The sequence below is a fragment of the Paenibacillus sp. J22FR83 genome (assembly GCF_059691955.1).
Genome location: NZ_JCAUAM010000001.1, coordinates 471,308 through 496,289, shown reverse-complemented (window position 1 = coordinate 496,289; position 24,982 = coordinate 471,308). Strand labels below are relative to the sequence as shown.

26 protein-coding genes are annotated in these 24,982 nt (G+C 44.2%); 17 read left to right on the top strand and 9 right to left on the bottom strand.

What is annotated here, in order from left to right:
- The first annotated feature begins 63 nt into the window (after positions 1-63).
- From AC58PV_RS01630 to AC58PV_RS01575, 12 genes are all read left to right on the top strand, one after another.
- A complete protein-coding gene (locus tag AC58PV_RS01630; protein ID WP_497430551.1) occupies positions 64-984 on the top strand; it encodes an ABC transporter permease in 921 nt (306 codons plus the stop codon).
- Positions 985-1,000: 16 nt separating this feature from the next.
- Positions 1,001-1,879: a carbohydrate ABC transporter permease gene (locus AC58PV_RS01625; RefSeq protein WP_497430931.1), complete on the top strand. Its 879-nt coding sequence runs from the start codon at positions 1,001-1,003 to the stop codon at positions 1,877-1,879.
- Positions 1,880-1,932: 53 nt separating this feature from the next.
- Complete coding sequence (locus AC58PV_RS01620) at positions 1,933-7,713, top strand: beta-xylosidase family glycoside hydrolase (RefSeq protein WP_497430550.1); 5,781 nt, start codon at positions 1,933-1,935, stop codon at positions 7,711-7,713.
- A gap of 433 nt (positions 7,714-8,146) precedes the next feature.
- Positions 8,147-8,638 (top strand): DUF4871 domain-containing protein, encoded by a 492-nt coding sequence (locus AC58PV_RS01615; protein ID WP_497430549.1) that lies wholly within the window; start codon positions 8,147-8,149, stop codon positions 8,636-8,638.
- A 157-nt stretch (positions 8,639-8,795) separates the two neighbouring features.
- Positions 8,796-9,230, top strand: coding sequence for a phosphotransferase enzyme family protein (locus tag AC58PV_RS01610; protein WP_497430548.1), 435 nt, complete (start codon positions 8,796-8,798; stop codon positions 9,228-9,230).
- A 24-nt stretch (positions 9,231-9,254) separates the two neighbouring features.
- Positions 9,255-9,677, top strand: a complete 423-nt coding sequence (locus AC58PV_RS01605; RefSeq protein WP_497430547.1) for a Dabb family protein — start codon at positions 9,255-9,257, stop codon at positions 9,675-9,677.
- 219 nt (positions 9,678-9,896) lie between these two features.
- Positions 9,897-10,124, top strand: a complete 228-nt coding sequence (locus AC58PV_RS01600; RefSeq protein WP_497430546.1) for a hypothetical protein — start codon at positions 9,897-9,899, stop codon at positions 10,122-10,124.
- A 231-nt stretch (positions 10,125-10,355) separates the two neighbouring features.
- A complete protein-coding gene (locus AC58PV_RS01595) occupies positions 10,356-10,805 on the top strand; it encodes a GyrI-like domain-containing protein (protein ID WP_497430545.1) in 450 nt (149 codons plus the stop codon).
- A 250-nt stretch (positions 10,806-11,055) separates the two neighbouring features.
- Entirely contained in the window at positions 11,056-11,460 is a 405-nt protein-coding gene (locus tag AC58PV_RS01590) for a hypothetical protein (protein ID WP_497430544.1), read from the top strand.
- Positions 11,461-11,547: 87 nt separating this feature from the next.
- Positions 11,548-12,063: a GNAT family N-acetyltransferase gene (locus AC58PV_RS01585; protein ID WP_497430543.1), complete on the top strand. Its 516-nt coding sequence runs from the start codon at positions 11,548-11,550 to the stop codon at positions 12,061-12,063.
- Positions 12,064-12,363: 300 nt separating this feature from the next.
- Positions 12,364-12,870: a P-loop nucleotide/nucleoside kinase family protein gene (locus AC58PV_RS01580; protein ID WP_497430542.1), complete on the top strand. Its 507-nt coding sequence runs from the start codon at positions 12,364-12,366 to the stop codon at positions 12,868-12,870.
- Between the two features lie 130 nt (positions 12,871-13,000).
- The gene (locus tag AC58PV_RS01575) at positions 13,001-13,336 is read left to right on the top strand and encodes a hypothetical protein (RefSeq protein WP_497430541.1); all 336 of its coding nucleotides are present in this window, start codon (positions 13,001-13,003) and stop codon (positions 13,334-13,336) included.
- A gap of 503 nt (positions 13,337-13,839) precedes the next feature.
- Here the strand turns inward: AC58PV_RS01575 and AC58PV_RS01570 are convergent.
- Genes AC58PV_RS01570 through AC58PV_RS01555 form a run of 4 tightly spaced genes read right to left on the bottom strand, consistent with a single transcriptional unit; the run spans position 13,840 to position 16,616 of the window.
- The gene (locus tag AC58PV_RS01570) at positions 13,840-14,958 is read right to left on the bottom strand and encodes a YeeE/YedE family protein (RefSeq protein WP_497430540.1); all 1,119 of its coding nucleotides are present in this window, start codon (positions 14,956-14,958) and stop codon (positions 13,840-13,842) included.
- Between the two features lie 27 nt (positions 14,959-14,985).
- Positions 14,986-15,246, bottom strand: coding sequence for a sulfurtransferase TusA family protein (locus tag AC58PV_RS01565; protein WP_497430539.1), 261 nt, complete (start codon positions 15,244-15,246; stop codon positions 14,986-14,988).
- Entirely contained in the window at positions 15,243-15,641 is a 399-nt protein-coding gene (locus tag AC58PV_RS01560) for a rhodanese-like domain-containing protein (protein WP_497430538.1), read from the bottom strand. Before AC58PV_RS01560 ends, AC58PV_RS01565 begins: the two co-directional genes overlap by 4 nt.
- Before the next feature lie 12 nt (positions 15,642-15,653).
- Positions 15,654-16,616, bottom strand: a complete 963-nt coding sequence (locus tag AC58PV_RS01555; protein ID WP_497430537.1) for a sulfurtransferase — start codon at positions 16,614-16,616, stop codon at positions 15,654-15,656.
- Positions 16,617-16,815: 199 nt separating this feature from the next.
- Between AC58PV_RS01555 and AC58PV_RS01550 the strand changes: the two genes are divergently transcribed.
- The gene (locus tag AC58PV_RS01550) at positions 16,816-17,823 is read left to right on the top strand and encodes a YVTN family beta-propeller repeat protein (RefSeq protein ID WP_497430536.1); all 1,008 of its coding nucleotides are present in this window, start codon (positions 16,816-16,818) and stop codon (positions 17,821-17,823) included.
- Positions 17,824-17,995: 172 nt separating this feature from the next.
- Here AC58PV_RS01550 and AC58PV_RS01545 read toward each other — a convergent pair whose 3' ends face one another.
- Together AC58PV_RS01545 and AC58PV_RS01540 are read right to left on the bottom strand one after the other, a co-directional pair.
- Positions 17,996-18,529: a TlpA family protein disulfide reductase gene (locus tag AC58PV_RS01545; protein ID WP_497430535.1), complete on the bottom strand. Its 534-nt coding sequence runs from the start codon at positions 18,527-18,529 to the stop codon at positions 17,996-17,998.
- A gap of 14 nt (positions 18,530-18,543) precedes the next feature.
- Positions 18,544-19,254 (bottom strand): cytochrome c biogenesis CcdA family protein, encoded by a 711-nt coding sequence (locus tag AC58PV_RS01540; RefSeq protein WP_497430534.1) that lies wholly within the window; start codon positions 19,252-19,254, stop codon positions 18,544-18,546.
- 274 nt (positions 19,255-19,528) lie between these two features.
- Here AC58PV_RS01540 and AC58PV_RS01535 point away from each other — a divergent pair, with 274 nt between their 5' ends.
- The 4 genes from AC58PV_RS01535 (at position 19,529) to AC58PV_RS01520 (ending at position 20,988) form a co-directional block, all read left to right on the top strand.
- Positions 19,529-19,681: a hypothetical protein gene (locus AC58PV_RS01535; protein WP_497430533.1), complete on the top strand. Its 153-nt coding sequence runs from the start codon at positions 19,529-19,531 to the stop codon at positions 19,679-19,681.
- Positions 19,682-19,738: 57 nt separating this feature from the next.
- Positions 19,739-20,233: a hypothetical protein gene (locus AC58PV_RS01530; RefSeq protein ID WP_497430532.1), complete on the top strand. Its 495-nt coding sequence runs from the start codon at positions 19,739-19,741 to the stop codon at positions 20,231-20,233.
- 133 nt (positions 20,234-20,366) lie between these two features.
- Entirely contained in the window at positions 20,367-20,630 is a 264-nt protein-coding gene (locus AC58PV_RS01525; protein WP_497430531.1) for a hypothetical protein, read from the top strand.
- Positions 20,631-20,712: 82 nt separating this feature from the next.
- On the top strand, positions 20,713-20,988 hold the full coding sequence (locus AC58PV_RS01520) for a hypothetical protein (RefSeq protein ID WP_497430530.1): 276 nt from the start codon (positions 20,713-20,715) through the stop codon (positions 20,986-20,988).
- A gap of 80 nt (positions 20,989-21,068) precedes the next feature.
- Here the strand turns inward: AC58PV_RS01520 and AC58PV_RS01515 are convergent, their stop codons facing one another.
- The 3 genes from AC58PV_RS01515 to AC58PV_RS01505 form a co-directional block, all read right to left on the bottom strand.
- Positions 21,069-21,773 carry an MBL fold metallo-hydrolase gene (locus AC58PV_RS01515; RefSeq protein WP_497430529.1) on the bottom strand — a complete coding sequence of 235 codons (705 nt, stop codon included), beginning with the start codon at positions 21,771-21,773 and terminating at the stop codon, positions 21,069-21,071.
- Positions 21,774-21,904: 131 nt separating this feature from the next.
- A complete protein-coding gene (locus AC58PV_RS01510; protein ID WP_497430528.1) occupies positions 21,905-23,020 on the bottom strand; it encodes a response regulator in 1,116 nt (371 codons plus the stop codon).
- Positions 23,001-24,749: a sensor histidine kinase gene (locus tag AC58PV_RS01505; protein ID WP_497430527.1), complete on the bottom strand. Its 1,749-nt coding sequence runs from the start codon at positions 24,747-24,749 to the stop codon at positions 23,001-23,003. The genes AC58PV_RS01510 and AC58PV_RS01505 overlap by 20 nt, the downstream gene beginning before the upstream one ends.
- Between the last annotated feature and the right edge of the window lie 233 nt (positions 24,750-24,982).

The window sequence follows — 24,982 nt, the reverse complement described above, 5'->3', positions numbered from 1 at the left end:
GCCTCGGCCGAATGCCGTAAACCGGGGCGTTCCACTTAAGTAATCGAATAGGAGAGCACGGATATGAAAGCGTTATCATTAAGAACTGTGACGAAGGATTTGGCGAGAAACAAATATATTTATCTCATGCTGCTTCCCGTCATTGTCTTTTACATCGTATTCATGTACGCCCCGATGTACGGCCTGCAAATTGCGTTCAAAGACTTCATGCCAACGAAAGGTATTTGGAACAGCGATTGGGTCGGCTTCAAGCATTTCGTTTCATTCTATAACAGCTACTACTTCTGGCGGATTGTACGTAATACGCTTCTGCTGAGCGTGTTTGATCTAATTTTCAGCTTTCCGGCACCCATCTTGCTGGCGCTCTTGCTGAACGAACTGCGTAATAAGCTGTTTCGGAACATCGTGCAGTCGATCAGCTATCTGCCGCATTTCATCTCGATCGTCGTAATTGCAGGCATGATGGTCGACTTCTTGTCGAGTGACGGTTTGATTAACCAAATCACTTCGTGGTTTGATGTGAAGCCGGTATCTTACCTGCTTCTCCCACAATGGTTTCGTACCATATATATATCATCTGGAATTTGGCAGGGTGTTGGCTGGGGTTCCATTATATATTTAGCTGCTATTGCTGGTATCGATCCGTCGCTATACGAGGCGGTAAAGGTCGATGGAGCGGGTCGGCTTCGACAGCTGACAAATGTAACACTTCCGGGGATAATGCCAACCATTATGATCCTGCTTATCCTGCGAGTCGGTCACCTGCTTTCAGGCGGCAGCTTTGAGAAAATTCTACTGTTGTACAATCCAACCACCTATGAGACGTCTGATGTCATATCGACCTTCGTCTACCGGCGAGGACTGCTGCAGTTTGATTACGGCTTCTCTACTGCAATCGGTCTCGTAAATAATCTTGTAAATTTCGTTCTGCTGCTCACAGCCAATGCACTGAGCCGACGTATGAGCGAGCACAAACTCTGGTAGGAGGAGATCCGATTTGATTAAAACTCGACCTTTAGGCGAGCGGGTATTCGACCTAGTTAATGTCCTATTCATGCTGGGGCTGATAGCGGTGACCCTGTATCCGTTTATGTATGCGGTATTTGCTTCAGTTAGCTCCCCGGCTGATCTGATGCAGCATCGCGGTCTATTAGTTGCTCCCGCCGGCTTCAGTCTACAGGCGTATAAGCTCGTCCTGCGCGATCCGATGATGACCATCGGGTACGGCAACACGTTGTTCTATGTCATCCTTGGAACATCGCTTAATCTGTTGCTAACTTCGTTCGCAGCGTATGCCTTGTCTCGCCGCAATGTGCTATTTTCCGGGAAAATTATGTTTGCCATCGTATTCACCATGTTTTTTTCCGGCGGGCTAATTCCGACCTATCTTATTATCAAAAACTTGCATCTATTCGATACACGCTGGGTTATGATTCTTCCGACCGCTATTAATACATGGAATCTGCTCGTCATGCGCACTTCATTCCAGCAAGTGCCAGCAGCTCTTGAAGAGTCAGCTCGAATCGACGGCGCGAATGACTTTGGGATTTTGTTCCGCGTCTTTATTCCTGTATCGTTGCCGATTCTTGCGGTGATGACGCTGTTTTATGGCGTGCAGCATTGGAATTCTTACATGGATGCCATGATTTATTTACGCGATCGCCAATTATATCCGCTTCAGCTAGTGCTGCAGGAAATTCTGATTGCAAACAGTACGGAATCAATGACGACAACAGTCAGCGATTTCGACAAAGGCCTTGTACAGGAAACGATCAAGTACGCAACGATTGTAGTAGCGACAGTGCCAATTCTGTTGTTGTATCCATTTCTACAGCGTTATTTCGTAAAAGGTGTGATGTTGGGCGCGATCAAGGAATGATCGTTAAGCGATTTGATAAATAACTCCATTTGTAAAAGAAAGGATGTGGATTCATGGGACGAGGGACATGGCAGAAGGGACTATTACTCAGTCTAATTATAGCAATCCTTACGATGATAACTTATGTGCCGCAAAGCTGGATTCCAAAAGTGGAGGCTTTTGCAGATACAAGCACGATGAGTGACCAGCAGTTTTTTGGTGTCTGGAACGCCGGAACTTCAACATGGACGACAGCAAGTAAAATCAACTATGCCTATAGCAGCGCATTGCTCGGTGTGGAGAGTGCGGTAAAAGCAGGCAATTATACACTGGCAAAGTCTAATTTGTTATCCTACTACCGGACACGTACGGGTCATGGCGCGTTTCCTTTGACGACGAGCGGGACCTTCTTGGCTGATGTGGTCAAGGACAACATTTTAACAGCTTATGGGGAATATCAGGAAAATACGTTTACAGTCGGCTCTGCAGACGCAATCCTATCGACGGATGTGACTGGCGGTGTCAAATCAGTGCTGAACAATGGCGCCAAAGAAGTCAATTATTACCTCATGGGCCGTTATAAGAATGATACGAAGCTAGCTCAATTCAACAGCAAGGAACAGGCTTTAAACAAACCTGTGCTAGAGCTGAAGATTGATGATGGTTCAACGCAGATACTTACGGTTACAAAAGATACCTATACACGGCCAGGGTCATATGCCGATGTGAATTATGGCAGCGGCAATCTGCTGTATGTACAGGACAGTGGCATTTCGTCGAGCACTTCTTTTGACGTAAACACGAGAAGGGCATACCTATCTTTTGATTTATCAGGTGTTACGGGCAATATTACATCAGCGACACTTAAGGTTTATGGCAAAATGGCGGCAGGCACCGGCTCGATGGATATTCTCGTCATCCGTACCGACAGCTCATGGAGCGAAACAACGCTGAAGTGGAGTAACCAAGCAGCTAATACGTTCTCCTGGAACGGCATCGCGGCCGGCCCGAATTGGACACAGCCTGATAGTGGGGCATTCAACGAATATAACTGGATCATAAGTCGGTTCCAGTTCCTCGGTCCATTGGCTGCTGCCTACGCAAACTCGGTGTCGGTGGGCGCGCCAAATGAGTTGTATGCCAGCGAGACGCTTCGGCTGATGTTGGATTTTATCGGCACAAGCCATACGGTGGAAGGCTTCTCCGATTCCTATAACTATCCGCGCAGTCTGGACGTCTCCTTCCGTACCTTTGTCTGGCCTCGTGTGTATGAGATTATTCGGAGCTCACCCTCGTTGGATGCAGATGCGAATACGGCGATCTTAAAGCAGCTATGGCAGACGGCACATTGGCAGGCGGTTGATCCGGCGGGCTATACAGGCTTCAACTGGGCAGTCAACGAGACGAAAGGACTGTATGCAACGACGGTTTATTTTCCAGAATTTGCTGAATCCAGTCTGTGGAAATCGACGGCTGACCAACGGATGGACAGTCTGATCACGTCACTGCTCACACTTGACGGTGGGTATGCGGAAGGGTCTTACAACTATACAATGGTATCACTGCAATCGTTCTATGATATGAAGAGAATAGCTGATCTAAATGGTACAGAGGTCACGCAGACCATGCGCAACGGTATCTTGAAGCTCGCGCATTTCCAAATGGATTCGACGCTGCCGAATGGATATGATCCTGTCTATGGAGATGGCCATTACGCCAGCTTCGCAGCCACACTCAAGCAGATCGGCAACGACTTTGGCGACGAAGAACTGAAGTATGTGGGCAGCGTGCTTGACTCGGCAAGAATCGGCTCGTTGCCTAAGCATACAAGCAGCTACTATCCGGATAACCTGTCGGTTACGCTTCGTTCCGGCTGGGATGCCGATGATTCCTATATGTACTTCACAAACCGTGCGGGCCCGCACGGACATCCAGATCAGAACGCGGTCATTGCCTATGCGTATGGTAAAGTGCTGCTGACAGATACGGGAGTAAACTCCTATCTGAGCTCCGATCCGGTCTCGAACTGGCAGTTCAACAGCACCGAATCACACAATACAGTTCGTATCAACGGGCTGTCACAGAACAAGTATAAGGATATTTCCAGTGTTAACAACGATACGATCGACCGGTTTCGAACTAACGATTCCTTTGATTTTACTGAAGGTACAACATATGCGACACCTGGCTTTGCACATACACGAAGCGTTCTGTTCTTAAAACCGGGCTACTGGATCGTATCGGACCGGGTGGCAGGCAGCGGCACTAACAGCTACGAAGTGAACTGGCATATGCTGCCTGGTGCGAATCCGACACTCGATCCGGTTACGAAAAAGATCAATTCTCATTTTGCCAGTGAGCCGAACATCCAGATCGTTCCCGCAGATCCAACGGCGCTTACGACTGCTTCGCTGAACGATGGCTATTACGACCGTACAAGTGTCCCAAATATGAAATTCGGCAAATATGGGAAAACCGTCACAGGCGACGCTTCGTTTGATACGGTATTGTATCCGACCGATACTGGGGTTGCCCGTAATGTGCAGGTCACACGGCTCACAACGACGCCTTCGGTTGCGGCTGAGACCGCCAGTGCACTCAAGATCGATCTGAATGCGGGAGCAGGAGGCAATATGGCCTATTATTACTTATCCCATGAGGCTTCAGCAACGAAGGAACGTTCGTTCGACGAATATGCCTATGACGGTAAACTCGCATATATCGAGAAGTTGTCGTCCGGCACATTGTTATCTGCTTCGATTGCAGAAGGCAAAACGTTGAAGAAAGGCGGAGTCCAGCTTATTCAATCTGAGGATCGGGTGGATGATCTGGGTGTGAAGTGGAACGGAACGACACTCGACTTAACCGGCAGCAATCTCGTGCTTGACAGCAGTCCGGTCTCAGCAATCGCGATCTATGCACCTGCCGTATCAAATGTAACCGTAAATGGTAAAACGACAGCTTTTGAGCGGAATGGCGACTATATTTTCGCTGCTCGTGCAGCCACATCCGTTACTTCGGCTGATCGCGATTTTGAAGGCATACAAGGTGCAGACGGCTGGTTCTATGATAAGGACGCGTTTGCTAGTTCGCCGCTTACTTGGTCTACCGCTAGTACAGGAACAGGCACGGTAGGATCAGATTCATTCGCTTCTACTTCGCTGGGCAGCCAGTGGCAATGGGCTAAGCCACCGACGACGAACTGGTCATTGACAGCAGCACCGGGTAAGCTGCGCATTGTTACCGAGCCCGGTGATACATGGGCGGGAAGCAATAACCAAAACAATATTCTGCTGCAGCGTGCTGCATATCCAGATTACATTGCGGAGACGAAGGTGTCCTTCAACAATACGGTCAACTATCAGTCTGCAGGGCTTATCCTGTATGTCGATGATGACAACTATATCAAGTTAGACCGGGCTTACAATAGCACGAACGGCGGGAAAATCATCCGCTTTATCCGTGAATACCAGAAGGATCCACAGACGATTTTCCGCGATTCCGGTATTTTCGCCGCAGACACATTCGGCTCATCGGACGTTTATCTGCGACTTAAGAAGGTCGGTCCGATCTTGACAGCTTTCTACAGTGGAAACGGAACCGATTGGACACAACTTAGCGGCTCTTTCCATATCCCTTTGGATGCACCCCGTATTGGACTTGCAGCTATGAATACGAACACAGCTATTACTGCAAACGCGGATTTTGATTATTTCAATGTCACTCAGTTGCTTACACCACATTGGTCTGGCGACAGCAGCGATCCAATCATTACTTCGAACTATGTTATACCGGGTTCATCAACTGATGCTGTGCAGAAGTGGGTTGCGCCAACAGACGGTACATTACAAGTAATGGCCCATGTAGCGAGTCATGACACCTATGTGCAGGGTGACGGCTTTCGTGTGAAGCTATTAAAGAATACAGGTAATGTATGGCCGACCTCGGGCTGGCAGACGGTCGATAAGGCAGACACAACCGGGTATGCGATATCCGAGACCATCACGGTTGCAAAGGGTGACGTGCTTGCATTCGTCACAAACCGAAACAGTGATACAGCATACGATGTAGCGGATTGGAGCATCGAACTGACGGTGTCACCTGGTATTAAGCCTCTGTCTAGCGACTTCGAAGGTACGACACCTACTATAGGTTGGACGCCGCTGAATACAAGTCGTTGGGCAGTCAGCGCAAATGGTAGTGGCAATGCCTATTCGATTACAGCTACCGGATATGCGGTGCAAAGCGGTGGGCGGCCGGGAGAATATGCACTGCGTAGTGATGCTGCAGTGGATCGGTATAATCTGTCGTTAAAAGCTAAGCTAGGGGATGATGTCATGATATCCCCCAATGCCAATGCTGTTGTCCTATTCGATTATCAGGATGCGAATAATTATTATTTCCTCCATTTGGATAATAGCGCCGCCAGCGTTAGGCTTTATAAGGTCAAAGGAGGTTCAGCTGCCATTTTAGCCGATTCAAACGGCATCGACTGGCTGAGCGACAATGCCTTCCATAACATAGCTATTGAACGTGATGGAAGGAACGGATCTATCATAATCCGCTTCGATAACAAAACGATGATCAGAGCATCAGATTCTGAATTCCAGGGAGGCTTGTATGGCTTTGGCTCTATGAACGGCAAAGCTTCCTTCGATGATATCCGACTCGTCAATATAAACAACCGGACTGATGATTTCGGTCAGACGACTCTCAATCCCGATTGGAGTTGGATACGTGAAGAGCCGGCGAACTGGAGCTTGACCGCTGCTCCGGGCAAACTTCGGATCTCCGCTGTCACCACATCGGATATATGGAAAACAGGCAACACCCAGAAAAACCTGCTTGTTCAGTCGGCTCCTTACGAAGACTTTGCGCTGACAACCCGACTTTCCTTCAAACCGACTGCTGATTATCAAAGTGCCGGTCTGCTGGTTTATACGGATGACGATCACTACATCAAGGTCGAACGTGCTTATAACGTTGCAGAGGGCGGATATGTCTTCCGTCTTATAAGAGAGAACGGCACGACAAGTACAGGAAAACAGATCGCTTCGGATCCCATTAGTAGCAATCTGGTCTACTTGAAGCTGGTCAAAGCAGGGGGCAGTTTTACTGGTTACTACAGCGTGGACGGAATATCATGGACGATTATCGGCGTACCAGAAACTATACAATTGGCGGCCCCTGTGCAGGTGGGACTGCATGCTCAGCGAAGTGGCGGCGCGGCAGCGATCAATGCCGATTTTGACGACTTCCGCATTTCACCGTTAACGAAGTCCGACCGCTTCAATGGTACGGATCTTGGCAGCCAGTGGACCATTTTGAATCCAGTCACCGGTCATACGAGCCTGAGCGCGAAGCCAGGAAGCTTCCGAATTACTAGTGATACAGGGGATCTCTGGGCAACCAGCGGTACGGAGAAAGATATACTGCTTCAAACGCCAGCCTCTAACGACTACACTTTAACTACGAAGCTCGAATTTACGCCAACCATGAATTACCAAAGCGCTGGATTAATTGTGTACTCGGACGACGATAACTATTTCAAGGTTGAACGAGCATACAATACCGGTGATAAGCTACGAATTGTGAAGGAAACTAGTGGTGTCGGCACCCAGCAGACAATAGCTGTACCAACGACAGCGGGAGGCCGCATTTACTTAAAATTAGTGAAATCTGGCACGACATACACGGGCTACTATAGCATCGATGGCTTAGTCTGGACACCAATTGGTTCGGCTGTAACGGGCGTAACACTCCCAAATCCGAGGGTCGGCCTTCACGCGCAGCACAGTGGCTCGGGAACGCCCGCAATCAACGCCGACTTCGATTATTTTGAGATTCAGCCTTAGCGGTATAGGTAAAACCAATAAGATCGTCCTCATTCTTAGCCCTTTCGCTAGGCGGGGGGCGATTTTATTATTCTGTCGATTCAGTTGTCATGATCATCGTTCATGTTGATTATCTCGAGCATCTTCATAAATGGAATTGGAGATGTTAGAACTACGTTTTTAAACTTGAATGCACATTGTGTACTCTTAACTTTGTCTCCAGATAAAAAAATGTAATAATTTTCAAAAATAGAAATCGTCATCTGCTGCGCAGTCTGAACAGTCCCTATTTCATTGAAATAAAGGGCAGCATTTTAGCGTTGCCGCGATGAAGCTTCTTTTTTTATTGAACAGGCAGTAAATCGGAATTGACAAATTGTTAAAAGTTGGTAATTGTGATAAGTTTAGAAGATGCTAGTGGGTAAACTTTTGTCTTATAACAGGAGGTGGCATTATGAGATCAAGATTAGGTTATATAGTTTTGCTGATTTTCTTAATCGGTTGTTCTAATACTGATACCAACGTAGTTATCAAGGAAAGTCCAAATGTAGTTGATGAGTCATGGCAAGTAAGTAGCATATTTAACAACGACGATTATATGATGATAGGCGAACAAGGCAAGATCGGATTTATTTATGACGATAAAGATGTACTTCGGTTTTATCCTGGTAAAAAACAAAAGTATATGTGGCATTTTTGGGCTGAAACACCACAAGAAACACAAAATTTATTTGGCAAAAAAGTAAAGATTGGAGTTAGCAAACAAACTGGAGAAAAAGCGGATATTTTTGAGGGTGGAATTGGTATCCCAAATACTGCTATAAAAGATAATGATAAGGTAGGTAAAATGCCATCAACGATGTCATTATCTTCAAAAGGGTTATGGAGATTAGAAGCTTATGTAGATGAAAAGTTATTCGGCAGCGTGGTTGTAGAAGTACATTGATGCTGTGATTTGACCGTTATTAAACTATCTAGGAACTATAGTTGAGGAGCATGCTTCCTAGCTGCTCTTTTTCGTTTTATATTGAGATAGTAAATGAGTAAGCGCAGCCTAATATAGTTCCAATATATGGTATGATAGATCTGTGATGACAGGGATCTTGACTGTTACAATTATGAAAAGTCAAAACGAATTAGACTGGTACTCCATTACCTTCATCCAAGTATCCGAACATGCCACCTTCCGTATAGAATCTGACAGGGGAGATAAGTTTCTACTACGCATTCACCCCGCGTGCAAACAACACGAGGAATCCATCTATGAATTAGAATGGATGTCGGCATTGAAGCGCAAGGGTTTAATCGTGCCGGACTCCGTATCTAATCGAGAAGGAGCATTCATCACGGATGCAGCGACAAACAGCGGTCAACGGTTTTATGCGACCATGTTGAAATGGATCGAGGGAGAGCGCGTTGAAAGAGGGGGACTTTCAGAGGAGTCCATCCGAAAAATGGGGATGATGATGGCTAAAATTCACGAGGCAAGTGTTGATTTTAGTCCATCCACTAGCTTCCAGCAACTTGAGGTCTCTTGACCAAATATTGTATGCTTGTGGGTGATGGAGCTTGAAACTACGGTTATCCCTAGTGATTTCGGAGTTCTTGATTATTCAGAAGATTGGCTCGATGGCTTTCTTAAGGAGCACCACAACATTAAGCATAAAAAGGAGCAAATTAGCATGTACGAACATCTCGTTGTATTCAAGTTTAATACTAATGTCACGCCAACCAAGCAACAGGAATTGCTGGATCAATTGTTATCGTTTCGGGATCGTATCCCCGGGATAGTTGATATAAGTGCAGGCATCAACGTAACTGAAGAAACGGAAAATATAAAGGGCTATACTCTCGGATTACGGGTAACGTTTGAAGACCTTGCGTCGCTGCGTTCATATGGTCCGCATCCCGTTCATCAGGAATTTGTTAAATCGCTGGATGGTATACTGGAAAATGTTATTGTAGTTGATTACCCATTGGTTTAAACAACCAATACGAGGCTGCCGGTATAGATCGGCAGCCTCGTTGCGCTTCGAGAGAGGAAATCGAGTGTATTAACCTCTAACGAGGAACGTTAAGTTAATCATCCGAAGGGCAGCCGCGTGGGCAAATAACTTGCTCCCTCTTGACCCTAACACTAAAGTCAAGGTTTATAATGAAAGCATCTTAAGCTGAAATCTACAATAAAGGAAAGAGGATACGTTATGGATATTACCCTACAAGAAGAAAACATGATTAAGGCTTTTCGTGAGGCTGCATTACCCCCTTTATTTGTTCTCATACGAATTAGAAATGAGATTTTAAATGACACAGTCAATGTTGAAGAAAGCCGAAGAGATGAGGTAGTAAAGGCATTAGAAAAACACATCACTCCACTATGGGAAGAATATCATGAGGAGAAGAAGTTGCAAGACAAAAATGATCTTAAGTAATTAATCTAAGTATAGATTGGCTGTAAACCTGCACTTTTTACAAGGATTTATAGCATTGGCAATGGAGTGTCGCTTAAGGGAGTCGGCAGCTTCACGATTGGGCAGCATTCTTCAGCCTGATATTCAGTGAAATTGTCCTTTGCAGTCGAACGTATATTCGTTATATTTAATTGGGTATAATTTCCGTAATGGGAGTGGTTAAGTAGTGGTGGAAAAATAAACACCTGTAGAGTGGTCAAAAGAGGATTCTCAGCAGTTGGAACAAGGCATGAAGCGAAGTATTCAGAATACTCAACCGTAATTCCGCAATCATTTGATTCTTTATTAAGTCGTATGGAGGAAATCCAAAATCGAACTGGCGAAAAATTAGCTCTATACCAGCCAGGTAATTATGCACCCGACAACCTTGGAATTTACTATACAACCGCTCAAGTCACAGAGATTGGTTCTATTCCACAAGGAATGGTAAGCCAGATCACGCCTGTTTGCACTTATGCTGTCTATACGCATAAAGGTGAGATATGGAAAATAGGTGATGCTTATGGTTCTATTAACCGTTGGATTGATGAAAATGGCTATAAACATACTAAAGGTTGGGTAGTGGAGTTGATGGACGAAAGATTTAATCCGACTTCACCTGAAAGTGAGCTAGAGATTTATACGCCAATCGAAGAGAAATAGTCGATGATAGAGGAGTGGCCCTGCAAACAATCGTTTGTGGGTCTTTCTAACGTTTTGGCATGAATCGCATATCTTTATTTATTCCACTATTCAGAAACTATAGCGTAATACCGACTATAACCAGGCAGCCAACATCAACTGGCTGCCTATTCCCCGTTAACGAGGATAGTTAAATAAAAGCTGCAACATTCGTGAGGCTTTCCACGTCTCAATTTCAATTAATGGATTTGTAAAGGAGAGATACAATCTGGTGCAAAGGATGATTATTTATGTTGTTATTTGTAGTTTTGCTTTGTTGATTGGTTGCGGTAAAGAACCCCCCAAGCAGAATTCAGAACAGCAGAGTGATACTCAAACAATTGGAAATCCAACTGCACAAGAAGTTTTAAGAATGGATTTGAAAGCTAGTATTTTCATGTATAAAGATACCATTTATATTGCAGGAGTTCCTTGGGTAGATGAGTTAAAATTAACCAAGGACGTCCAAGTAACTGAAATCAGACACCGAAGTAATAATGATAAAGATTTTAAAAACGGAACAGCAAATAAACTGGAAGTGGGAACAAAGTTATTCCGTGTCAAAGAGCGAAATGACATATTGATAGCCGAAACAGAAAAAGGTGACATCAGATTTTATCGATTAGTTGAAGGATAACTAATTGATTAATCACTTCGTGAATACTTCAAGCCCTTAATGAAAATTTGATGGAACCTAACAGGAAAATAGAAAGGTGGGAGATTTTTGTTAGAAACAAGACGTCTTATAATTAGAGAAATGGCGCAGTCCGACTATGATGCATTGTGCAGAATATTGTGTGATGAGGAAGTAATGCGTGCCGCTTATGAAAGTGCATTCAGCTTAGAAGAAGCACAAAATTGGCTTAACAGACATCTTAAAAGATATGAAGAATATGGTTTTGGACTTTGGGCTGTTGTATTAAAAGAAACAAACGAAATGATTGGTCAATGTGGCTTGACAATGCAAGGCTGGAGAGAAAAAGAAATTTTGGAAATAGGATATTTGTTTCAAAAAGCGTATTGGCACAAAGGTTACGCAACAGAAGCGGCAATTGCTTGCAAGGAATATGCTTTTTTAGTTCTTAATGAAAATAGCGTTTATTCTATTATTAGGGACACAAATATAGCCCCTCAAAAAGTTGCTGTTCGAAACGGTATGAATATTATTGATAAAGATACTAAGAATTTTAGGAATATAGATATGGAATTTTTTCTGTATTCTGTAGAGCGAACAAAATGATCATAATACGAAGTAAGAAACAATTAATAATGTAACATGCTTTCAATGCTATTATGAAAGTCAAATTGATAAATTCCAATGCGTCCTCCTGGATGATGGAATTAAAGGGCTTTTGACCCGTAGCGTACTTCCATCGTACAGAGGCGCTCGTTTTTTTACAAAGCTGAAATTTATCCATCTACAGGAATCTAACGGAGAACTTTAGCACAATAAACAGGGAGCAGACTGCTGTGCATGCACCCAGTTTCTAATATTAAAACGAGGATTTATGCGTTTTATTTTTTCAAGGAGGTGAGCTTAATGCTCTATATATTTAGCGGTTTGCCAGGCACCGGGAAGTCCACATTATCATCAGCTTTGGCAAGAGAGTTGCAGGCGACATATCTCCGGGTCGATGTCGTGGAGCAAGCTATGCGGGCCGCTGGAACGTGGGTTGATGGACCTGCTGGATATATCGTGTGTTATGCAATTGCATCGCAGAATCTCCGGTTGGGTCTTGACGTGATAGCAGATACTGTTAATCCCATTCAAGTAACGCGCCAAGCTTGGCGCAATGTGGCGGAAGCTCTTGAAACTCCGTTTGTGGAAATTGAAGTGGTCTGCTCTGATGATTATGAACACAAGCAACGAATCGAAACACGTATTGCCGATATTCCTGGTTTAGTTCTACCGACGTGGGAGAAGGTCAGGAACCGACAGTACGATATGTGGGACAGAGATCACATAGTCATAGACACAGCTCACCAAACTGTGGCTGAAAGCTTGAGATCGTTGTGTTTAGAGTTGGATCGGGAGCGTAGAATATAGTTTGATTGAACTATCTGGGAACTTTAGTTTGACAAACTATAAAGTGAGGCTGTCGCGAAATTGATCGTAGCAGGAATACGCAATAAGCTTTTCCAATCTAACATAACAATAATTTTGGGAGGAACCATCTTTGAAACCCAAAAATGTTCTAAGGCAGAACCTGAAGACCTTTTTTAAAATGAACAACACTAACTTTATTGAAAGGGTTATTGATATTTACTATGAAGGAAGCCTAAGAGAAGACCTTACTGCAAACGGTCACGATAATTTTGACTTACAGATTGAAAGTAAAGTTGTTGCACATTTCTGTACGGGTATGGAAGAATTTAAATTATCGGATATAATTGGCAACGACATGCTGACCGAGTGGTTGATCTTCAAGAAGAATTTATTAAAGGATGAAGAATCGAAGGATATGTATTATATACTACTTAACATTTACAGTAAGTTAAATCACATCAATTAATTGAAGCTGGAATTGCGCTAACGGGAAACTATAGTTCAATAACATCATAGTAAGGCAGCCAACCCAGGTGGATTGGTTGCCTTTTATTATGAAACACTCTGGTTAGTTTAAAAGAAAATTAAATGGCAACCCTTTTTCATTCAAGTAACGGGAGTTTAAGGCAATAACGGATAGGAGAGTAAAGTAACCTTTCGAATATTAACGAAGAACGAGAGCTCAATAACCAACTCAAATGGCACAAACGGTAGCCTTTGTTCAACTCTGGCAACATTCGGAATAAAGGTGATTGTTTTTAAATAAAGAGCAGGTTAAATTAGGAATGGGTTTGGGAAAAGGTGAAAGCGATAATTGATCACAGCTGTTGTTATCGTGATGAACTAGTAATAAGGGGAGCCCATTAGGGGCTCCCTTATTTTCGCTTTTATAGTTGATCTTTGCCCCTGGCCACCGAACGCTGTCGGCAACCTGGCCATGCATAATGAATCAACTCTCGTTTTACGATTTTATGCACCAAAGGAATCGTCTTTCTGGAACAACATCATCGGCATTTTGAATACGTAAGCCACTACGATGAAAATCCCGATGATCATCCCGATCAAAACGAGCACGCTGCTGATTGAAAGCCCGCCTACGCCGGTAATCACGTTGGCTATGTTGCAGCCCGGAGCGATCCGCGAGGCAACGCCCATCACCAGCCCCCCGATCATGGCGGCGGGCAGGCGCGATTTGCGCGGCCACCGGAGCTTGAAGCTGCCGCTAAGCAGCGCGGCGGCCAACGAGCCGATGACGAGGAATATGACGAGTGTTTCCTCCGGCCCGAGTCCGACTTTAGGGAAATCGGCGAATAATGCATTGAGATATGTGTTATTGATTACGAAGTCGTTACCGAACACCTGAGCGACCGCAACTGCGCCGATACGCGTTTCGGGTCCCGTGATGCCGACGTTGGACATAAGCGCAAACTGCACGGTGGCCGTAACTCCGATCAGGAACGCAACAAGACGGATGTCCCAATGCGATTGCTTGAACGGATTTCGCTCCCAGTCGGTTAACGCTTCTCTGAAGCCTTGGAAGAAACCCTTGACGCCGAAGCGCGTTATAGAAATGCCGATCATGACAATCACGATCGCAGTTGGTAAAACCCAAACCGGCAGCGGCAGATTGAACAGCGTATAACCGGATTCGGCAATCGTCAGCGGTTCGAGTACATCGTGTCCCCACGGATCGTACACCAGTGCGAACAGCAGGTTGCCTGCGATCGCGCAAACGAGTACAATCCAGAATTGCACGTAGCCCATCCCGCAACGGTACAGCGTACCGGAGCCGCATCCGCCGGCGACCGTCATGCCGATACCGAACAAAACGCCGCCAAGCAAATTCCCCCAGCTTACCGGTACGGTCCACAGGTCAGAGATTCCTCTCGCTCCGAGCAGCATGACGAGCATCCATCCGAGCAGCGAGGTGCCAATCAGCACCAACACGCCGTTAAGGATGCGCGTATCTCTGACGCTGATCCAGTCGCGGATTGAAGCGACAAAACAAAAGTCTGCCTTCTGCAAAAGAAATCCGTACGCAAAGCCGAAGAAGGCAGCCAGCAAAAAAACGTCCCAAGTATATGCCACCTGTGTCAACCACCTTGTACTTCAAAGTTATGCTTTCTTGATGAAGATGTGATATTCTCCACCTTTTTTTGTTACCCCAAGAAACTCCCCGATTTTGTTCATTTTAACGGCAGCCGGGATCGTTTTGGTCGCGATGCTGTGATCGGTCACTTCTACCACGATTTCACCGGACTTGGCTCTCTTCAACACGTCCAAAGCTAAATTCAACGTATGCGGGCATACTTCTCCGATCGCATCCACAATATGATCCGGTTTTAGGGCCAATAGTTCCTTCTCGCTCAAGCTCATTGTGCGTTATCTCCCTTCTTGATTCGAGGCAGTTCGAAGCTTTCGATCGGTTGCCCCGAACCTTGTGATATCTCATTGCCTTCGGCGATCCAGCTTAACATGCCGCCAAGAAAATTGTGCACCTTGCTGAAACCGTTGTTTTGAAAATATTTGGCCACTTCCAGACTTCTGCGTCCGCTCCTGCAGACGAATATATACTCACGCTGCGGATCCAGATGTTCCGTCCATTCTATGATATCGCCCATCGGAATGAGCGGAAGGCCCTCGATGTGAGCCTCCTCGTATTCCTCCGCTTCACGTACATCGATCACGATAGCCGTTCGCTCTTTAGCCTCCAGCACTTCCTTCAATTCCCACCAGTCCAGGTGAGACACTTCCTCTATTTGCTGTGCCATCTCACCACTCCTTTACTTCACGAGCGGAGCATCGTCCGCATTCGCCCATTCCGCCATGGAGCCCTCGTACGGACGAACGTCCTTAAATCCGAGCAATCTCAAGGTAAAGTAGGTATGGGCGCCGCGAATGTTCGTCTGGCAGTAAGGGATAATCGTTTTTTCTTTATCCGTTATGCCGGCTTTCGTATAAATCTCCGTTAATTCTTTGTAGTTTTTGAACTTCGGCACGCCGTCCGCCGGTTTCTGATCGATAGCCTCGCTCCATTCGGTATTAATGGCACCGTTGACGTGGCCTCCGTTCTTGTTCCCTCGAAGGTCTTCGCCTGTAAACTCCTTGGCGGATCGAGTATCGACAATCGTGCACTGGGCCAGGTTGGCAGCCAGCAGCTGCGCTTTCGTCGTGATCAGCTTATCGTTAGCTTGCGCCGTGAAGTTGCCCTTTGCAGCCGTCGGAACATCCGTCGAAAGCTCTTTGCCAGCGCCAGTCCAAGCTAGGATACCGCCGTTCAGTATCTTGACTTTATCCTTCAAGCCATAATACTCGAGACCGTAAAAAATTCGGGTTGCCCCGTTTCCCGCTCCGCCTTCATCGTAGAGCACTACGACGGAGTCGCTGTTGACGCCTGCTTTCTGGAACAGCTCGGTAAACGCGGTATTCGAGACGATCGTGTTATTCTTGGAATCCTTCAGAAGACCCGCATTCAGCGAAACAGCTCCCGGAATATGTCCCTGTTCATAGCCTTTAGACCGCGCATCAATAATTTTAACATTCGGATCTTTCGCATGCTCTTCGACCCATTTCACGTCGGCCAGCAGTTGGGCATTCGGATAGGTTGTCGCCGATGCGATCGGAGTCGGAGTAGCTACAGTGCCGCTTCCCGTTGCATTTGTAGGGCTGCTCCCGGCCTTGCTGCCGCAGCCAGTTACTAACCCCGCTAATAATGCTAATGAAATAATTGTCAATTTGCCCCTCATGGAAAAATCTCCCCCTCAATTCTTTGTTTGTTTATTTCTTGCCAATGTAGTGAGTTCCACCGTATAATACAACTATTCCTAGTGTATTACAAGGATTATTTTCCAGATTAAGAAAAGCGGGGTATTCAGACCAATGAGAAGATTCACACCGATCACCCTCCTAAGTATTGCCTGTGTCCTGCTACTCGGCGGATGCGCTTTGGAGACAAAGGAACAGGCTGCGGTTCGGCTACAAGCCGGAGGCGGCCCAACCGGAGAGGCATCGTCTGGTTCCGTTCAGGGGGACGCAGGCAAGCTAACGGCGGTACAATTCTATGTACCCAGCGAAAAAGACAACAATCTGTCGGTCATCGACATCCCAACCGGCAAAGTCGTAGGCAAGGTCAAGCTGTCTGAAGCGCCGTCGACTGTGGTCTTTTCCAGTACGATGCGGGAAGCCTATGCGGCCAATATGCACAGCAGCTCCGTCTCTATCATCAATACGCAAACCCTTAAAGTTGAAAAGGAAATTACAGTAGGGCCGATGCCGCACGGTATGGTGCTCTCGCCGGACAACAGGACGCTGTACGTAGCAGCAGTAGCCGACCAGTTCGTTTATTTAATCGATACCAAGGAACGAAAGGAAGCCGGCACAATCGATCTCGGCACGGGCGCCAAAACCAACTATATGAGCTTGTTCGGAGATAAGTTGTACGTCAGCGATCATGAGAATAACAAGGTATATGTCGTCAACGTGAAAACGAAGCAACTATTGCAGACGATCGCCACCGGCAAAACGCCTCGCGCGATCAAAGTCAGCGACGACGGCAAAAGACTGTTCGTCCCGGCTGCTGGCGACGGCACTCTGGAAGTATACAGCACGGAAACAGGCAAGCTGGAATCGAAAATCGCAGCAGCTGCCGGGGCGACCGACGTCGTCGTCACCGAGGAAGGGAATACGGCGATCGTCACCTCAATGGAAGGCAGCGCCGTTACCTTCGTCGACCTAGCAGCAGGCAAGCCGGTTGAGACGATTACCGGGCTGACCGGAGCCCGACACATCTCGTTCAATCGCCAGCAGACGAAAGCCTATGTAACCCTAAGCGGTTCGAACGAGGTTGTCGTGATCGATAAGGCAACCCGTAAAGTGGGTGAGCGAATCAAAGTAGGCTCAACGCCTCACGGTATTACCATCAAGGCACTACCCGGCATCGGGGGAAGCTGTTGACCATACCTAGGACGTTAGAAAAATCCGAAATTCCTCCTGCTAGTCCTTGCTCGTTAGTATTCAGTTTGTTCGTATGCAAGGTCGGCAGGAGGGGGCTGTTAAAAGAGGTCGTTATGAACGAAGCAAGGCCGCATACGGAGCGTTCCTCCATCGGCAGCCACATCTTGCATTATTATTTCTTACCGTTCGCAAGCATACGATCTATCGCAGCACGCATCTGCTCCTCATTCATTGCGCCTATGCGTTTATCCGACACATGGCCTTCCTTATCAATGAAGACCGAGGTCGGGATCGAATTGACTTCGTAAGCTTGCGTGACGTTTTTATCCGGATCCAATAAGATTCGGTATGTATATCCTTTATTTTGCAAATAGCTGCTTACTTCCTTGCGATCTTCTCCAACCGCTATCGCCAGCACGACCACGTTTTGATCCTTGTATGCCTGTTGAATTTTCTCCATGTCCGGCATCTCTTCCACACAAAACAAACACCAAGTCGCCCAAAAATTGATGAATACTTGTTTCCCTCGATAATCCTGCAAAGCCGCCTGGTTGCCTTCCAAATCGGTTAAAGTGAAATCAACCGTTTGGATCTCATGCGAACCTGCAGCCGTGTCGGGCTCACTAATCTTGTAATGACGGGTGATGTATGAGGCGGAGAGGAGCAGCGCTAGGGCGATGCCCCAAATGATTATATTTTTCTTCATCTCTCTACTCTCCTTCATAGATTAAACAGGCTGCCATACTTGCTGAGAACCTCCAGTTTATCCGTGAATACCAGAATACCTATCAAGATCATAATGAGGCCACTGATCAAGGAGATCACTGGGATATATTTGGAGATCTTCTTGATATAACCGGTAATATTTCCGACAAAAATAGCCGCGAGCACGATTGGAAAGGCAAATCCAAGCGAATACAGCACTAGCATCAGCACGCCCTGTCCAATCGTCTCCAAGCTTCCCGCATATAGGAGAATGGAGGATAAGATCGGACCTATGCAAGGTGTCCATCCAACAGCGAATGCCATGCCAAGCAGGAGAGAGCTTACGCTTCCGTTCCCACTTCTGCTTGCCCTGCCCAGTGAAAGCCATCTTTTTTCCATGTACAAAAATTTAAACTTGAGCAACCCGGTCATATGCAGTCCAAAAAGGATAATCAACACCCCACCGACACGCCGGATGTAGTCCAAATAATCCGAAAGCAAACTGCTAATCGTCCCTACCGAAATACCCAATAAAATAAAAACAATCGAAAACCCTGCAGTAAAGAAAATAGATTTCACCAACAACTGCAACTTTACCTTGCCAGAATCGATCTGGGCTACGCTTGTTCCAATCAAATGACTGAAGTACAGCGGGATCAGCGGCAGCACACACGGCGATAAAAAAGATAGGAGCCCTGCGGAGAAGGCCAATACATAATCGATCATATGGACCCCTTTCTCTTTTTACCTTTAAATAAATAATTCCAATATGATTACTCGGTTTAAATAGTATACAATGGATTATCGCTTAGTTCAATACTTAAGGTGGAATACTCCATCACGGAATACGGCATGAGCTTGTCTCTGATTTTGGAATGGTTCATTCACAACACGGCAGCAGGCACAAGATAATAGGTTGCCTTTGTCTATTGAAGTAACGGGCAGGTTAACGTGGTGACTACGCAGAATTATTATTCATCATTTATAGGATGGGACCGTAATGAAGGTGCTAATTAAAGAGGAATTGATCGAGTTAGTAAGGAAAATTATGAACGTACTGGCGAACGATCAGCTGCATTTGTCTTTTGAAGTAACGGGCAGGCAAGCACAACTTCCACCACCCAAATTAGGGATTCTAATAAAGAGAAGTTGAGAATATAACGTCGAATAAGAAAAATCATACTGGCATCTATTTTAGGGGGCATTCGTTATGTCGATTTGTAAAAGTAAGAAAAAGATACTATTGGTTTGTATTATGATAATGTTGATGCTAACATCGGCCTGTAAAAATGTTGAAATGACATCAATTCAAAATACTTCTAGCAAGCCTAAAATTTCCGAATATTGTAATCAAGAAATTATTAATTTGGATAGTGAAACTGAAAAATATTTCTATGGAACTTGGAAAGTTGAGAAGCTTTTAGGATTTGCAAATTCATATAATGATGCTTCTGAATATCCAACAGGGCAAAAATTTATTGGAGATGAAATAATAATTAAAAAAGACTTTTTTTCATCAAAAGGACTTAAAAACTATAATATTTATCAATATGAACTGAAAAATCCATTAAATAAAATTACAGCGGTGTGCGATAACTCTGACTCTTTTTATAGATTATATAAAACAGTTATCCCAGACTTAAATATTAATGATGTAGTAAAAGTAATAAATATAAGTGACCCTTCTACAAAAGTTAATATATAACTCTAACTTTTTTTGTTGTTAATAACAACAGGCTTATTATGTTATCAGAGGCAACTATTTTTGAGCTAAAAAAAATTACTGATTAAATGAATTAAACGAAAATATGTTTATTGCCATTTTTGAGGACTTGAACATGCTTGTCACGAGAAGTATGAATGAAATTCATATTTATCTAGATTGGGATATATATTTTGAAAAATCAGGAATTACTTTTTGGATAAGTTTGAACGATAGTAAGTTAAATTATTATGAAATACAAGTAGTACCTACCATAGGAGTAGGCTTAACAAACAGAAAGAATATTCTTCCCCTCGATATTTCTTTTAATGGTCACGACTTAGCTTTTGACACAATTGAAGAAGCATTAGATTATCTCGATAAGCTTGTTCACAATTAAATTGTTACGAACCTCACGGTGAACGTTACTTCAATCACACGTGTAAATGGTGTTGTTAAAAAAGAGAAGTGGGGCTTATAAAATGGCAATTTGTTTGGAATTTGAATTAGTGAAAATCAGAGGTACGGTTGCAGAGTATAGATTTGGAAATTGCTTAAAGGAGTTAGATGGAGCATTTGAAGTAGATCTGCCTAAGTTGATTAGTGGAGAAACTTCTATGAACACTCCGATGGATGAAGTAGTTAAACTAAAGAACGACAAACAAGCACAATCCATGGCGAACAGGGTTTTCGGAAAGATATATAAACATTATCTTGAACATCATGAGTACCTTTCTAAGGGTGGGTATTACGCGTAGTTGATTAAGCTAACGAAAAACTACAGCCTAGCGATGTACCCGATCCATCGCCTATTTTCAATTTTACTTAAAAATGTGTTCTATATTATTCTGACTATATTCTTTGAAGTCGCAGGATTTTCTTCAAATACTTTCAGATCATGAAAAGGTAAAGGGACTAGTTCTTGGTTATGGGCTTTTGATAAAAAGTGCTCATTATTTTCTGTATTGGAGAAAACTCCGATAGGTCTATTGCTTTTTAAATTATCAATCCAGTAACATTCATCACCAGTTATTAGGTAGTTTTTGCTATCATTTGAAAAGTAAATAACAGATGAACCATGGCTATGTCCACCAATAACCTTAAACTTAAAAAGATTCTCGTAGGTATATTCATCTTCTACGGTTACTGTATTACATTTCAAAAGTTTTTCTTTAATTGAAGACGAACCATTGTTAATTGCAAAATTATAGTCAATTTTAGATATAATAATAGTAGGATTATCCAGTAAATCCAAGTTTTCAATATGGTCAAAATGACTATGTGTTATAAAGACAACATCGACAGCTGCTTTATCTGTAATGATCATCCCTAATTCTTTGTCCACGTCTGTAAAAGTAATTCCCCACTTAGATGCGGTAGTCTCATCTCGAAACCCTGTATCAATATAAATAATTTTATCATTATACTTCGCAATATAATAAGACCACGCAATGGTTGTTTCCTTATCCGACTTACTCATGTCACGATAAATGTACTTATAGTAGAATGGCGATTCTCCATATTTAATTGCATAAAGTTCCATTAATTTTGTTACCTCCCTTTAGTTTTATATAGGATTCGATTTACATGCACTGCCGATTACATTATTTTCAAGTTACCTGTTGAATTAAGGTTAGAGCATGTGGTTCTAAAATGACGGACACCAGAAGGTACTCACGAATACTGTTCATATAATTGTTGCACACTCGGCGAAGGGTGCAGGTCAAGCTCTTGAAGCAGCAATTGCTTATAGTGCTCGTAATGGTTATGCAGGGACTGCTGATCTCCAGTCGCGCCGTAGATATGCAATAGAAGAAGATTGGACTCTTCCTCAAATTCATTGCGAGAAACAAGTCTTCTTGCAATTTGCGCCGCTTCTCTAAATTGTTGCTGGGCAAGTAGCCAATTGGCGAGACGTTTGGCCAAGGAATCGTACAAGATGGCCAGCCGCTCATGTTCCACGGTAGCCCAGACGAACGAATTGTTCTCGAACAGTTCCCCTGTAAACTGTTTCTCCAGTTCGATTGCCACCGCAATATTCTCTTCATTAATATCGGATAATTCTTTCACACCCTGCTCAAATTGAATGAAATCAACATCTGCTTGATCCAAGTCTATACGATACTGTTCTTGTGATGAAATGATCATTTCCTTGAACCCGTGCGGCGACAATACCTTCCGAAGTTGATACACGATTGTATTGAGATATGTCTCTGCATTCTTAAGAGGCCTCTCCGGGAAAATATCTTCCAAAATGCGGACTTTGGTTACGCTTCGCCCCCGGTTAAGGAGCAGATACGCGAATAATTCCATGCTTTTTTTGGAAATCCATTTGACAGCACCCATATGCTTCGTACTGGCCTCGAGGCAACCAATCCCTCGAATCGTCAGCCGAGGAATCAAGAGGTCGACAACCTCATCTGAAGAAACACTATGTCTGCTCGATGCTTGAGCAATTGTCTGGGCCAGCCGGTTTCTTGAAATCGGCTTAACCATATAGTCTAATGGATAGACATCATAAGCATGAAGCGCAAACTCTGAATGTGAAGTAATAAACACGATGTCAAGATCGCCACGAAGCGATCGTAGACGGCTGGCAAGCTCTAATCCGTTATCCTCAGCAATCTTGATGTCTAGAAATGCTAGATCCACATCCCCGTCCCGTACGAAGTCCAGTACTTCCTCTGCATGCTGGAAGCTGCCAACGAGCTCCACACCTTCTATCGTTGCTAGCATTCGCTTCATGACGAACAACATGGCAGGCTCATCATCAACTATGAGTACTTTCATCACGCTGTGCCCCTCTCATGGTGAAGTAAATGATACTTCCTTGTCCGATTTGGCTTTCCACCCACATATTTCCACCACTTCGTTGTACAAACTGTCGGCTTACGAGAAGTCCAAGTCCTGCGCCTTTTTCTCCCATCGTGCCGGGTAATGAATGAATCTGCTTGTCGCTAAATAGCTGACGAGTCTGTTCCTCTTTCATACCAATCCCATTATCGCGGACAGAGATGATTACCATGTTTTCCGATACCTCATCTTGTATATGGATAGAACCGCCTAATCCGGTAAATTTAATCGCATTGGACAATAAATTGCGAATAATTAATCCAAGTGCTTCCCGATCCGCGTACACCCGAGTGCCTAAGGCAATATTATTATGAACCATTATCTGTTTGGCACCGCTTTTAATATGAAGCACTTGGCAACATTCCTCGACGACTTCAGACAAGTCCAAGGAATTTGGACGAAGCGCCATGTCTTCCCGCTGGCTGCGAAACCATTCTAACAAATTAGCAGTCATACCGAGTGTATTACGAATTTGGTCACCCAACATTTCAACAATCTCTCGGTGTTCTGTATTGAAACTGTCTCGATCATCTTCCAGCAATTCAACAAGTTGAAATTGCAAGGCTAGCGGACCACGAATATCGTGCGACACGATCGTAAATAATTGATCCTTTAACTGGTTGAGCTGGGCAATCTGTTCCAGATGGCGCTGCTTCTCCGTAATATCAAAGATTAGCGAAATACTGCCTTCTCCCTGCCTGCGTAGTGTATGCAGTGGATATACGTTCACACTGTAGAATTTTCTTTCTCCGCCCAGCCAAGCATCAATCTCTATATTCCCTTGTTGCATAGATTGGCATAACGCAGCCCAATTGGGCCAAGATGACAATAGCTCCGAGATATTACGCCCCGAAATCGTTACATAACCCAGCTCTGAAAACCAATGGGAAGCCTGTTTATTGCTATCAATAATTTTACCTGAAGCATTCGCAATTAGAATACTCTCCTGAAGTGTATCAAGTACTATATTTCTAGCAAAAGGAGTGAGGGAAAAGAACTTGTAACGCAGTATAATTACTAGTACTAGCATGCCTAAGAAACCACAGTAGACCGACATTGGAAGCAACCATGACGACCATTCCGATTTGAATAATTTCACAATCTCGATGATGAACGTGAATGAGATCAGAAACAGAACCCACATCCCTGGGCTACGCAAATCTTTACGGGTATTCCGTATATACTGAAACAGAAAATAAAAACATACAGCCAAGATACTATAACAAATCATAGCGTACGTGATCGAATAGATGGTTTTCGTTGTTAATAAATGACCATTATAGAGTTCAATTTTACGATAGATTATATGAAGGTCTGCATCTAGCCACATCAGCATGGACCAAGTCGCGAATAAAGCGAACATCACAATCTTCCCTCGTACGCGTAATAACTTATCATAAGCGACCAGTTCAAGTACGAACAAGACAAAGAAAGGGACCATTAAATTTAACGCCGTTTGATGAATATTGCGGAAGAAAAGTTTCCCCATCAAGCTATAACTGTTACCCTCGCAAATCACACCACTTGCATAAATAATTCGGCATACAATTACACCGATTAGAAAGTTGATACCGCGCTCTTTTCTAAACCCATACACAAAGAAAAAGATGATACACATCATAATCACGGAAGCAATCATAAAAATATGTTGCATAGTTGTAGTCATTGAATACGTTCCTTATGTTTGATTTAAAAAGACTCATCTACCAGCGCAACAGCGCCTTCTCTATATATCGACCGTAAAGGTAGTTTCCATAAGGTTTTGAATGGCTAAATAGTTGGCTGACTACTTGCCAGGTGCTATTCCTCTTCATTTCTTTCATAATTCTTTCAGAGCTTACTGTTACTATGAATTGAGACTAATTAAAGATAATTGTTCAATAATGTCGGATGAAGGAG